Here is a 14323-nt window from a genome sequence, read left to right on the forward strand (position 1 = left end):
TTAGGTAGATATTTTTGAAGTGTCTCAATTTTTTTGAATTTTTAAAAGTGTCTCATAAAATTTTAAACTGTTCTAATGTATTGGTATTACTGGTTTTATAGTTGCTTTTTTGTAAAAAGTGAAATTTTTGAAAGCCCTCCTTTTTATTTGCTTTTTTGTCTCATTAGACACTTTTTGCTAATTCTTTGGTACAGTCTTAAATAATGATATTCATATAATTTTTCATTGCTTTTCAACTGTCATAACTATTATGATATTAGGTTCTATATAAGTAAGGGATATTAAACATAGACAGATGTTGAGATTTCTTTCTTATTTATCAAACTATCTGTATTAGAGTCAATGTCTATGAAGCCTTTTAATTCGTAGATTTTCTTAAAACTTTCCACTAATTGGTTCGATAAATTAATATTTAGGGGAGCAAAAAAGTCTTACAGAAATGTAAGACTTTTTTATTTATTATCGATTCAACCAAAAAATACTTCCCGTTAAAATTGTTGCAAATCCTACCCAAATCAAGTAAGGAATTAGTAGATAAGCTGCTTTTTTGTCAATCTGTTTGAAAACAAAATAAGTTTCATAAATCATTAACCAAAGTAGAATAATTTCAACAATGGCTAATAAAAAATTATGCAATCCAAAGAAAATATATGACCAAAGTGCATTTAATGCCAATTGGATAATAAAGAAAAGCATCCCTTTTTTAACCAAAGGCATTTTTGTAGCCATTTGATTCCAAATTAAACCACCTGAAATTCCCATTAGCACAAAAAGCAAAGTCCATACGGGAGCAAAAACCCAATTCGGCGGATTGAAAAATGGCTTTTTTATCAATGGATACCATGATTCTATACTTGCTTGAGTAACCTTACTAGATAAATAACCTACCGCCAAACAAACAATTACTAAGTTTATAATTCGTAAATATTTTGTCATCATTTCAATTTTATAAGCAAATTAACGAAATATCAAGGGAACAAATCAATCAAAATCGGTATTTTTGTCAAAATTTTAAGCAATGCTTACTGAAAAAGATTTTATAACAACATCATATAATTCCATTGAATCGGCTAGTTTCGAATGGAGCGCACCTAGTAATATTGCCTTGGTGAAATATTGGGGTAAGAAAGAAAACCAAATTCCGGCTAATCCATCAATAAGTTTCACGTTAAACAATTGTAAAACGATTACAAAACTGGAAGTGGTTAAAAAATTGGAAAATAATTGTTTTTCATTCGATTTGCTTTTTGAAGGAAAACCAAAAGAAGATTTTAAGCCTAAAATTCAAAAATTCTTCGAAAGAATTGAGCTATATTGTCCTTTTTTAAAGGAATATCATTTCAAAATTGATACTCAAAACACCTTTCCTCATAGTTCAGGAATTGCTTCTTCGGCATCCGGAATGGCAGCTTTAGCTATGAATATAATGAGTTTAGAAAAAGTAATAAATCCATCAATTTCTAACGAATACTTTTATTCAAAAGCTTCTTTTTTGGCAAGATTAGGAAGTGGAAGCGCGTGCAGAAGTATCAAAGGCGAAGTGGTAGTTTGGGGTAATCATGCTGAAATTAATGGAAGTTCAGATTTGTTTGGGGTGGAATTTTCGGAAATTCATTCTAACTTTAAAAACTATCAAGATACGATTTTGTTAGTCGATAAAGGAGAAAAGCAAGTTTCAAGTACGGTTGGTCATGATTTAATGCACAATCATCCATATGCTGAAAGACGTTTTGCTCAAGCCCACGAAAATTTATCCAAAATCAAAACGATTTTAACATCTGGAAATATAGAAGAATTCATCAAAATCGTAGAAAGCGAAGCCTTGACTTTGCACGCCATGATGATGACTTCCATGCCTTATTTTATCTTGATGAAACCCAATACATTAGAAATTATCAATAAGATTTGGAAATTCAGAAATGAAACACAAATTCCAGTTTGCTTTACATTAGATGCTGGATCAAATGTGCACATTTTATATCCCGAAAACGTTAGCGTAAAAGTTTTACAATTTATTCAAGATGAATTAGTTGGACATTGTCAAAATGGTCAGTATATTTGTGATCAAATTGGGATTGGTGCAAAATCAAATTAATTTTGTACATTTACTCATTGTTTACTGAAAAAGAAAACTGAAATTTATGAAAGGACCACTTTTTTACTCAAAAATATTACTTTTCGGAGAATATGGAATTATCCAAGATTCGAAAGGACTTTCAATTCCATATAATTTCTACAATGGTGCTTTAAAGAAAGATGAAAATCCTTCAGAAAGTGCCATAAAATCAAACGAAAGTTTAAGAAAGTTCGTCACTTATTTAGAAAATTTACAAGCCGAACAACCTGAATTAGTAACTTTCAATTTAGAAGTTTTAAGACAAGATGTAAACAGCGGAATGTACTTTGATTCGAGCATTCCACAAGGATATGGTGTAGGTAGTAGTGGTGCTCTAGTAGCAGCTATTTATGATAAATATGCAAACAACAAAATCACGGTTTTAGAAAATTTAACGCGTGAAAAATTATTGCAATTGAAAACAATTTTTTCGCAAATGGAATCGTTTTTCCATGGAAAAAGTTCAGGTTTAGATCCTTTGAACAGTTATTTGAGTATTCCAATTTTAATCAATTCGAAAGATAATATTGAAGCAACTGGAATTCCAACACAAAGTACACAAGGAAAAGGTGCGGTTTTCTTAATTGATTCAGGAATTGTGGGCGAAACAGCTCCAATGGTTTCTATTTTTATGGAAAACTTAAAAGATAACGGATTCCGTACGATGTTAAAATCTCAATTTATTAAATATACAGATGCTTGTGTGGAAAATTTCTTGCACGGTGATGTAAAATCGTTATTTGAAAACACTAAACAACTATCTAAAGTAGTTTTAAACAACTTTAAACCAATGATTCCAGAACAATTCCACCAAGTTTGGCAAAAAGGAATTGACACAAACGATTACTATTTAAAATTGTGTGGTTCTGGTGGTGGTGGTTATATTCTAGGATTTACTCAAGATTTAGATAAAGCTAAAGAATCACTAAAAGACTATAAATTAGAAGTAGTTTATAATTTTTAAAATGGGCAAATAGGTAAAGGTCAAAAGGTATAAGGTTTTATTTATTACCTTTCATCTAATACTTTTTACCCAATACCAAGAAAAAAATGCTTACTCGTAAATCCAAATTAACACTCAAAAAAATCGCAAGCTTCTTCTCTGTAATCAGAGGATACAATATTTGGGTAATTGCTTTGGCTCAATATCTTTCTGCAATTTTCATCCTCGCTCCCGAAAAAAGAGCATTGGAGATTATTCTTGATTGGAGATTGTTTCTAATTGTTTTTGCTTCTACCCTAACCATAGCTTCTGGCTATATCATAAATAATTTTTACGATGCCAAGAAAGATTTAATCAACCGGCCAAAAAAAGCAATGATTGATCGATTAGTACGTCAAGAAACCAAACTTAAGGTGTATTTTACAATTAATTTTATTGTAGTTTTCCTAATGCTTTTTATTTCTTGGAGAGCAATGCTGTTTTTTTCGACCTATATTTTTTTAATTTGGTTTTATTCACACAAATTAAAAAAAATGTTCTTTGTTGGGAATATTACCGCGGCAATTCTGGCTATTTTACCTTTCTTTGGAATTTTAATGTATTATAAAAATTTTTATGCCGTTATTTTTGCACACGCTATTTTTTTACTCTTATTAATTTTAATTAGAGAAATAATTAAAGATTTAGAAAATATTGAAGGAGATTTAATAGCAGATTATAAAACTATTCCAGTTGCTTTTGGTGAAAAAACGGCTAAAATAGTAATTTCAATTTTAACCTTTTTAACTTTGGTTCCTGTGTATTTTTTAATTGAAATATACAACGTAGGTTACATGGATATCTATTTTTATTTGAGTTTAATTGCATTGCTGTTTTTTGGTATATTACTATGGAAAGCAACTAAAAAAACCGAATATTTAAAACTCCATTTCTTATTAAAGTTGATTATTGTTTCTGGTGTTTTTTGTATCATTTTAATAGAACCTTCCGTTTTAATTCACGGCAAAAAATTGATTTCAACATATTAGTTATATCTTTGCAAAAATTTGTTTACAATTATGTCACGTCATCAAGATAACGATAAAAGCCGTCCGGGTTCTGCAAGACAAGGAGGATACAAGAAAGCTAGTAATTCCAGAGGAAATGCACCTATAAGAAAAGCGCCTTCAAAATTTGCTACAAAACCTGAGGCTGCAAAAGAATCGCCAAAGACATCAAAATCTCCCAAAAAACCTTCAAATCCAGATGAAATTCGTTTAAATCGATACATTTCAAATTCAGGAATGTGTAGTCGTAGAGATGCTGATATTTACATTCAAAGTGGAAATGTAAAAGTAAATGGTGTAGTTGTTACAGAAATGGGATATAAAGTTAAATTAACAGATGCTGTTCAATTTGATGGAGTAAATATTACTCCAGAAAAAAAAGAATATATTTTACTAAACAAACCTAAAAATTTCTCAACAGCTGGAGATGATGCACCTGGTTCGGCAAATGTTTTGGATTTGGTACGAAATGCTACAAAAGCAAATTTGATGCCTGTAGGAAGAATGGACAAAACAACAACGGGTTTGTTATTGTTTACTAATGATACTGAAATTGTTCAGAAATTTACCGTTCCTAATCAACGTTCCTCTAAAGTATATCAAGTAACGTTGGATAAAAATCTAAAATTTGAAGATTTAGAGAAAATCCAAAAAGGATTAACTATTGATGATCACAGAGTTTACGTCGAGGAAATCACATATATTGAAGATCAACCAAAAAGTGAAATCGGTTTGAAAATGAAAACGTCAAATGTAAAAATCGTTCGTAAAATTTTTGAACACCTAAAATATGACGTTTTAAAAGTTGACCGAGTAACTTTTGCAGGTTTAACCAAGAAAAATTTGCCAAGAGGCGATTGGAGATTCTTAACCGAACAAGAAATCATCAACCTTAAAAATGCTTAAACGTATTTTTTGAAAGATATTGGCACATCGATTTTTTCTTTGTGCCTTTTTTTATTTACCAACCTTTTGTAACTTGTTTTAAATCTAAATTTTATGCCCAATCAACTACAACAAATTGCCATTCGATGGTTTGATGCTTTCAACACTAAAAACTTAGAAAAGCTATTAGCATTATACGATGACGAAGCGCAACATTTTAGTCCGAAATTAAAAATTCGTCAACCCGAAACTAATGGTTTAATCATTGGAAAAGAAGCGATGCGCGTTTGGTGGCAAGATGCTTTTGATAGATTACCAACATTACATTACAAAGTAACCTCATTAACCGCCAACACCGACCGAGTTTTCATGGAATACACACGTCAAGTAGCAGGAGAAGAAGATATGTTGGTAGCTGAAGTTCTAGAAATTAAAGAAGGAAAGATTGTTTTTTCTAGGGTGTATCATGGGTAGATAAATGTGATTTTTTTCTGCCTAATTGCTTATGATTAGGTACAGAATTATTTTATTAACTATTTTATGAATTTAGTTATATTTGGTTGTTGACATATTTAAAGTTTAATTTCATTCAAAATGACTGAAAAATCATCAAAAAATATATTTTCACGCGTTTTTTCTACCATAAAAATGGCATTAAATGGCGAGTCAAATTATGATTTTACATCTGGAAAAATAAATACTGCCGTTATTTTACTTGCCATTCCAATGGTTTTAGAAATGATGATGGAATCGGTTTTTGCATTAGTAGATCTGTATTTTGTTGGGCATTTAGAAAACAGCAGTTTTGCTGTACAAACCGTTGGATTAACAGAGTCGGTTCTCACAATAATATACTCGTTAGCTATTGGAATTAGTATGGCAGCCACGGCTGTTGTTGCCAGAAGAATTGGTGAAAAAGACCCAGTTGCTGCCGCTAAAGCAGGTATGCAAGCTATCGTTATAGCCGTTGTAATAAATATTGTAATTAGTGTTTTAGGAATTGTTTTTGCGACCGATATGCTCATGTGGATGGGTTCTTCCAGAGAATCTGCTATTTACGGAACTTCTTTTGTTCAAATTATGATGGGTGGAAGTACTTCTATAATGCTTTTATTCTTGATAAACGGAATTTTTAGAGGTGCCGGAAATGCTGCAATAGCCATGAAAAGTTTGTGGTTGGCAAACATTTGTAACATTATTTTATGTCCAATATTCATTAACGGTTTAGGACCAATTCCTGCCTTTGGATTAACAGGAGCTGCAATGGCAACAACAACTGGAAGAAGCATTGGTGTTTTATATCAATTATATAATTTGTTTAATGGCAAGGGTGTAATAAAAATGGTGCTTGCCTATATTACTCCCGATTTTGAACAGATAAAGGCAATAGTAAAAATTGCTGCCCCTGGCGTTTTACAATTTGTAATTGCATCCTGCAGTTGGATATTTTTAGCCAAATTGGTAGCAACAACAGGCGGTGATCAAGGTTCTGCTGGATATCAAACTGCATTGCGAATCATGATGTTTTTCATACTTCCTGCTTGGGGATTAAGTGGTGCAGCTGCAACTTTGGTAGGGCAAAATTTAGGCGCAAAACAAGTCGAACGCGCCGAAAAGTCGGTTTTTGTGACTGCAAAATACAATGTAATTTTTATGGCAATCATCACGGTTATTACATTAACTGGTGCAGAATATATGGTTTCGTTGTTTACAAACGATGCGGTAGTTTTAAAAATTGCCGTTGAAGCACTTCAAATAGTAAGTCTTGGTTATGTTTTTTACGGAATTGGTATGGTGCTCATTAATGTTTTTAACGGAGCTGGAGATACCTGGACGCCCACAAAAATTAATTTTTTTGGATTTTGGTTGTTTCAAATTCCGTTGGCTTATTTTTTGGCGAAGCATTTAAAAATGGGACCTACTGGTGTTTTTATGGCTATTCCAATTGCAGAAGCATGCATTACAATTGCAGGATATGTTTTGTATAAAAAAGGAAAATGGAAGAGAATTGAGGTATAGTTTTATCCCTCAAAAACATAATCCGTATACACCTGTTCAATCTCAGTAAACACATCTAACAATTGATTGATGCCATCTGTGGTAACCAATTTTTGTTTGTACTCTTTAAAACCGTGAATACCTTTGAAATAGTTGGTGTAATGACGACGCATTTCGTTTATTCCTAATCTTTCACCTTTCCATTCAATACTCCAAATTAAGTGGTTTCTTGCGGCTTCGATTCGGTCATTCATGCTTGGTGGAGCTAATTTTTCTCCAGTAGTGAAATAATGTTTAATTTCATTAAAAATCCACGGATAACCAATAGCAGCGCGACCAATCATCATGCCATCTAAACCGTATTTATTTTTGTATTCCAATGCTTTTTCAGGAGAATCAATATCGCCATTTCCGAAAATTGGCATCGTAATTCTAGGGTTTTCTTTAATTCTTTGAATATGACTCCAATCAGAATGACCTTTATACATTTGTGCTCGAGTCCTAGCATGTACCGTTAAGGCTTGTACACCTATATCTTGCAAACGTTCGGCAACTTCGTCAATATTGATTGAATTTTCATCCCAACCCAAACGTGTTTTCACGGTAACTGGTAAACTTGTTCCTTTGATAACTGCTTTAGTTAAGCGAATCATCAAATCTACATCTTTCAAAACACCAGCTCCAGCTCCTTTGCAAACAACTTTCTTAACAGGACAACCAAAATTAATATCAACCAAATCCGGTTGAACTGTATCTACAATTTTAGCACTCATTTCCATCGCTTCTTCATCACCACCAAAAATCTGAATTCCTACAGGGCGTTCGTAATCAAAAATATCTAACTTTTGCTTGCTTTTCATAGCATCACGAATCAATCCTTCTGAGGAAATAAATTCAGAATACATTAAATCAGCCCCATGTAATTTACATAAACGACGAAATGGCGGATCACTCACATCTTCCATTGGTGCTAATAATAGAGGAAAATCAGGTAGTGTAATGTTACCAATTTTAGGCATTGTACTTCAATTTTTTTGCAAAGATAGGAAATTTTTACAGCCATTAGGTTTTGAAAACTTGTCGGGTTTAAAATCCAAAACTTTAGTTTATATTTGCAGATTAATTGCATGAAAGAATTGCTATTGAAATTTGAACTTGATATTGAACTTGAAGAATGAAAAACATTAGAAATTTTTGCATTATTGCACACATTGACCACGGAAAAAGTACGCTTGCAGATAGACTTTTAGGAGCTACGCAAACTGTTACCGCTCGTGAAGAAAAAGCCCAATTGCTAGACAATATGGACTTAGAGCGCGAACGTGGTATAACCATAAAAAGTCACGCTATTCAAATGGAGTACACTTATAAAGGTGAACAATATATATTGAATTTGATTGACACACCTGGTCACGTGGATTTTTCATATGAAGTTTCGCGTTCAATTGCAGCATGTGAAGGTGCATTATTGATTGTAGATGCTGCACAAAGCATTCAAGCTCAAACAATTTCTAATTTATATTTAGCCTTAGAACATGATTTAGAAATTATTCCTGTTTTAAACAAAGTAGATTTACCAAGTGCTAATCCAGAAGAAGTTAGTGATGATATTATTGATTTATTAGGCTGTAAATTAGAAGATATTATTCATGCCTCTGGAAAAACTGGTTTTGGTGTTGAAAATATTTTAGCTGCTATTATTGATAAAGTTCCTGCTCCAAAAGGAGATAAAGAAGAACCGCTTCAAGCATTAATTTTTGATTCACATTATAATCCATTTCGCGGAATCGAAGTAATTTTCCGTGTAAAGAATGGTGAAATTAAAAAAGGACAAAAAATTAAATTCATGGCCACAGGCAGTGAATATTTTGCCGATGAAATTGGAACTTTGAAATTAAATCAAGTACCAAAAGATGTAATTTCAACGGGTGATGTAGGTTATTTAATTTCAGGAATTAAAGAAGCCAAAGAAGTAAAAGTTGGAGATACAATAACTGATGCAAAAACACCAACTACAAATGCAATTCATGGATTTGAAGATGTAAAACCAATGGTTTTTGCTGGAATTTATCCTGTAGACACAGAAGATTATGAAGATTTACGTGCTTCTATGGAAAAATTACAATTAAATGATGCTTCGTTAGTATTTACTGCAGAAAGTTCAGCTGCTTTAGGATTTGGTTTCCGTTGTGGATTCTTAGGAATGTTACACATGGAAATTATCCAAGAGCGCTTAGAACGTGAGTTCAATATGACTGTAATTACAACCGTTCCAAACGTTTCATACTTAGCCTATACTAAGAAAGAGCCTGAAGTTCCAATGATTGTGAACAACCCGTCTGATTTGCCTGAACCATCAAGATTAGATAGAGTTGAAGAGCCATATATCAAAGCTACAATTATTACAAAAGCAGATTTTGTTGGTAATGTGATGAGTTTGTGTATCGAGAAACGTGGTTTAATCACTAATCAAACCTATTTGACAACAGAAAGAGTAGAATTGAATTTCGATATGCCATTAGCGGAAATTGTATTCGATTTTTATGATAGATTAAAAACAGTTTCCAAAGGATATGCTTCATTTGACTACCATCCAATAGGAATGCGTACTTCAAAATTAGTAAAATTAGACGTACTTTTAAATGCGCAATCCGTTGATGCACTTTCGGCTTTAATTCATGAAGATAATGCGTATAATATTGGTAAAAAAATGTGCGAAAAACTACGTGAATTAATACCAAGACAACAATTTGATATTCCAATTCAAGCAGCTATTGGTGCAAAAATTATTGCTCGCGAAACCATCAAAGCTTTGAGAAAAGATGTAACGGCGAAATGTTATGGTGGAGATATTTCGCGTAAACGTAAATTATTAGAAAAACAGAAAAAAGGTAAAAAGCGTATGCGTCAAGTAGGGAATGTTGAAATTCCTCAAGAAGCATTTATGGCAGTATTAAAATTAAATGATTAACAAATAATTAATAAATTGTGAAAAAGTTTAAATAATTTTTAATGTTTAAACTTTTTCACAATTATAATCAATATCATTTTTATTTTTTCCCTATATTTATATCAATGATTTTAATCCCAAACAAAATCTTGAAAAAAATAACCTATATATTCGCCATTTTATTTTCAACATGTTTGTTCTCACAAACGATAACAGTTGACAATACAACTAATTCGCCTGCTCAATTAGTTGATTTATTACTTGGAAATTCTTGCGTAGAAGTTTCAAATATCTCAATTTCTTCACCACAATCGGTTGCTTATTTTAATAGAAATGCTTCATCATTTCCAATAAATGAAGGAATTATCATAAGAAATGGAACTGCAATAAATACTCAAGGACAATACCTAAACACCAACTTAAGTACACAAATTAATACAAATAGTGATGTTTATTTACAAAATTTAAGCAATTCAAGTGGTCAAACAGCAGTAATTACTGATGTAGCATTTTTAGAATTTGATTTTGTACCACTTTCAAACACATTTAATTTTAATTTTCTTTTTGCATCAAACGAATATGGTGAATATCAATGTGAATTTAGTGATGTTTTTGCATTTGTTTTAACTAATTTAAGCACTGGTGTATCTACTAATTTAGCTGTAATTCCTGGCACTAACACCCCAGTAACAGTAAAAGATATTAGAAATTCCATTTACAATTTTCCTGGTGAAACTTGTGCATCTTCCAATGCGTCATTTTTTGATGTGTATAATGTAATTAATCCTTCTGCATCTACCTTGAACATGCGTGGACATACAGTTGTAATGAATGCTGCTTCTGCAGTTATTCCAAATACTCCTTATAAAATCAGATTAGTTATTGGTGATTATAATGATTCAAGCTATGATTCAGCTGTTTTTTTAGCTGCAGGGAGTTTTACAACAACTTTAGATATGGGCCCTGATCAAATTATTTGTACAGGTGATGAATATTTATTAGACACAGGCTTAGATACAACTTACACTTATACTTGGTTTGAAAATGGAAATCCAATTCCAGGTGAAACCAATTCTTCTTACACAGTAACACATGCTGGAACATACACTGTTGAAGCAGTGAAAGGCTCTTGTTTAATAACTGACACAGTCGTATTTAATAACTTAACGGTAATAGCACCACAAAACTTACAAACTTGTAACACTGGCGCAGCTACATATTCATTTAATTTAACCACGAATAACGAAGTTTCTTTAGGGCTAAACCCTGCAATTTATGATGTTTTATATTTTGAAACACCAGCTGACATTGTCGCAAACAACCCAATACCAAATGCAAATTTAAACACTTATTCTAGCTCTGGTGGACAAACCATTTTGATAAAAATATTAAACACCTTAACTGGGAATTTTTGTGATGCTGTTTATCCATTTAATTTAATTGTAACTAATGCGGTAATAGCAACACAACCTAATAATATTCAACTGTGTGAAGGCATTGGTAGTACTAATTACGTATTTACAACATTTTTAGATGCGGAAGTATTGAACGGGCAATCGGCAGCTAATTATACCATTTCATATTACAATACTGTAGCTGAAGCTGCTACTGGAATAGGCGCAATAACCTCTATTTCCATACTTAATGGAACTACAACTGTAACTATAGGTATTAGAATGCAGGATAATTCAAATCCAAGTTGTTTTGATGTCACTTCTGTTACTTTAATTGTTAACCCTTTACCAATTGTAGATGATATTCCAGACCCAACAGAATGTCATGATTTTACCTTGCCAGTTATTACAAATGGAAATTATTTTACAGGTCCTGGTGGAACAGGAAGCCCATTAAATGCAGGAGATATACTTGACACAGGTGGAACATATTATATTTTTATTGGTCCTGATGCAAATGGATGCACTAATGAATCAACATTTAATTTAACATTAATTGATGAGTATGTTCCTCAATTAGATCATTGCGGGATATTTACTATTCCCACTCCACCTGAAAATATAGGCGATTTTTATACCGCTCCCGGGGGTCCTTTAGGAGCAGGCGTTCTTCTTCCAGAAGGAACACAGTTTACAAACACAACACAAGTAAGCACTTCAATGACCATATATTATTATGCGGAAGTAAATGGTGTTTTTTGTCGAGACGATCAGTTTATAATCAACATTCACCCAATACCCTTAGCAGATTCACCTTCTGATATTACAGTTTGTGATTCATATGTTTTACCTCCTTTAACAAATGGTTCATATTTTCTTTTTTCAGGAGGAATTGGCGCATTAAATCCTGGAGATGTAATTAGTGTTAATGGACCTAATTTCCCAGGAACTTATTATGTATTTTCGTCAAATGCAAATTGTTCAATAGAAAACACTTTTGACATAAACTTAGTTGACACCTCTCAATTCACCTCGGTTTCAGGTTGCGGAAGTTACACGTTACCGTCAATTGCCTTTGGAGGATATTATACTGCACCAATGGGTGGGGGAACCCATATCACAGATTTGACAATTACTTCGTCGCAAACTGTTTACTATTATGCAAACACATCTGCATTACCAAATTGTACTGACAATTTAAATTTTAACATAACTATTTATCCAAGACCAGCAGTCGATGTGATACCAAGCGGAACACATTGCGGAGAATTTATATTACCTACTCTGTCTAATGGGACTTATTATACACTATCTGGCGGACCTACAATTATTGGCCAACAGCAATTGCATGCTGGAGACATTATTGATTTATCAGGTGCTCATTTAGCACCAGGCACATATTATATTTATAATGGGCCAGATGCAAATGGTTGTGATAGCGAATCAAGTTTTACTATTTCATTAAATCCTTTTCCTCCTGTTGATGGTGTTTTAAGCGAGACTAAATGCCAGCCTTATTCAATACCTGCGCCAACATTTGGTACTATTTATACTGAATCTGGAGGTCCTGCTGGAACTGGAGTTGTTGTTTCTCCTACAGATGTGTTTAATTATACACATACATTTTATATTTACAATATTGACCCAACTACACTTTGTGTAAGAGATTTACCTTTCACAATGACCTATAATGGTATCAATTTACCGAATTATCAAAATATTAATGTTTGTGAGAATGACAACTTTCAATTGCCAGCATTAACACATATAGCTCCAACTCCATTTAATTACTCAATAGGTTATTTTTATGATCCAAATGGTGTTAATCCTGTACCAAATGGGACAATTTTTAATACTCCAAACACAACAACATCGATTTATGTTTATGCAGTAAATGGCGATAGAATTATTTGTACACAAGAAGATAGTTTTGACATTATAGTTTCAGAAACACCCAACTTGGCCGCATTAGGTTTAATTTTTGACAATGAAGAATGTGGAAACTATATCTTACCGACATTACCAACTGTGCCATATAACATCAATTATTACTCACAACCAGGAGGAAATGCGGCAGATTTAATTACCAATTTAAACATTTCAACAGCAGGAACTTATACATATTACATTTATGCTACTGCAATAGGGAATCCAAATTGTAATGATGAAATAGCATTTACTTTCACGGTACATCCTTTATTAGACATAACATTGCAAGGAGGAATTATCTGTGTAGATTCTGTAACAGGAACAGTATATAGAAATTTTACCGTGCATTCTGGATTAAATCCTGCATTTTTTACTGTGAATTGGTACTTGAATGGTACACTTATGGGAACAGGGCCAAATTATACAGCCTCACAAGCAGGGACATATGATGTTGAGTTTATAAAGCTTACTCCAGATGTAGGTGCGGCTTGTAATTACAACAATACAACTGTTACAATTACTCAATCAGGACCTGCTGTAGCTGATTTCGATGTGAGTTCTGCCTTTGAAAACAACACGTTTATTACGGTAAATATTACTGGAGGTTATGGTGATTACTTATATCAATTAGAGTATCCTAACGGAAATTTAAGTGCAATACAATCTAGCAATGTTTTTTCTGATTTAGAAACTGGTGAATATTTTGTTAATATAATTGATGTTTTAGGTAATTGTTCTCCTACCCGCATCGGACCAATTTATATTATTAATTATCCAAATTATTTCACACCAAATGGTGATGGAATTAATGACAATTGGAATATTTGGGATTTAAGTCAACAACCGAATGCTGTCATCTCAATTTTTGATCGATACGGGAAATTTTTAAAACAATTATCTCCTGCTAGTTTTGGTTGGGACGGAACTTATAATGGTGAAAAATTACCATCAACAGATTATTGGTTTACAGTAGAATACTTATCACAAACATCTCAAACTAAGCAGATATTTAAGGCACATTTTTCGTTAAAACGATAATTCAAAGTTATTAACATTAACAAC

10 protein-coding genes are annotated in these 14323 nt (G+C 32.5%); 8 read left to right on the forward strand and 2 right to left on the reverse strand.

Translation table 11 applies throughout. From position 1 onward, the window contains the following. Positions 1-459 precede the first annotated feature (459 nt). The gene (locus VK164_RS08175; RefSeq protein ID WP_324208876.1) at positions 460-936 is read right to left on the reverse strand and encodes a TspO/MBR family protein; all 477 of its coding nucleotides are present in this window, start codon (positions 934-936) and stop codon (positions 460-462) included. An 82-nt stretch (positions 937-1018) separates the two neighbouring features. Between VK164_RS08175 and VK164_RS08180 the strand changes: the two genes are divergently transcribed. The 6 genes from VK164_RS08180 (at position 1019) to VK164_RS08205 (ending at position 7009) form a co-directional block, all read left to right on the forward strand. Then, positions 1019-2095 carry a diphosphomevalonate decarboxylase gene (locus VK164_RS08180; protein ID WP_324208877.1) on the forward strand — a complete coding sequence of 359 codons (1077 nt, stop codon included), beginning with the start codon at positions 1019-1021 and terminating at the stop codon, positions 2093-2095. Positions 2096-2141: 46 nt separating this feature from the next. Beyond that, on the forward strand, positions 2142-3080 hold the full coding sequence (locus VK164_RS08185) for a mevalonate kinase (protein WP_324208878.1): 939 nt from the start codon (positions 2142-2144) through the stop codon (positions 3078-3080). An 86-nt stretch (positions 3081-3166) separates the two neighbouring features. After that, positions 3167-4087 carry a geranylgeranylglycerol-phosphate geranylgeranyltransferase gene (locus tag VK164_RS08190; protein WP_324208879.1) on the forward strand — a complete coding sequence of 307 codons (921 nt, stop codon included), beginning with the start codon at positions 3167-3169 and terminating at the stop codon, positions 4085-4087. A 30-nt stretch (positions 4088-4117) separates the two neighbouring features. Then, entirely contained in the window at positions 4118-5011 is an 894-nt protein-coding gene (locus tag VK164_RS08195; RefSeq protein ID WP_324208880.1) for a pseudouridine synthase, read from the forward strand. A 93-nt stretch (positions 5012-5104) separates the two neighbouring features. Then, the gene (locus tag VK164_RS08200; RefSeq protein ID WP_324208881.1) at positions 5105-5464 is read left to right on the forward strand and encodes a nuclear transport factor 2 family protein; all 360 of its coding nucleotides are present in this window, start codon (positions 5105-5107) and stop codon (positions 5462-5464) included. 120 nt (positions 5465-5584) lie between these two features. After that, entirely contained in the window at positions 5585-7009 is a 1425-nt protein-coding gene (locus VK164_RS08205) for an MATE family efflux transporter (protein WP_324208882.1), read from the forward strand. A gap of 2 nt (positions 7010-7011) precedes the next feature. Here the strand turns inward: VK164_RS08205 and dusB are convergent, their stop codons facing one another. Beyond that, positions 7012-8007 (reverse strand): tRNA dihydrouridine synthase DusB, encoded by a 996-nt coding sequence (gene dusB / locus VK164_RS08210; RefSeq protein ID WP_324208883.1) that lies wholly within the window; start codon positions 8005-8007, stop codon positions 7012-7014. 155 nt (positions 8008-8162) lie between these two features. On the opposite strand from dusB, the gene lepA reads away from it, so the two are divergent. Next, positions 8163-9959: a translation elongation factor 4 gene (gene lepA, locus VK164_RS08215; protein ID WP_324208884.1), complete on the forward strand. Its 1797-nt coding sequence runs from the start codon at positions 8163-8165 to the stop codon at positions 9957-9959. 128 nt (positions 9960-10087) lie between these two features. Further along, on the forward strand, positions 10088-14299 hold the full coding sequence (locus tag VK164_RS08220) for a choice-of-anchor L domain-containing protein (protein ID WP_324208885.1): 4212 nt from the start codon (positions 10088-10090) through the stop codon (positions 14297-14299). The last annotated feature ends 24 nt before the right edge of the window (positions 14300-14323 follow it).

The organism is Flavobacterium sp., from assembly GCF_035299005.1.
Lineage (GTDB): Bacteria > Bacteroidota > Bacteroidia > Flavobacteriales > Flavobacteriaceae > Flavobacterium.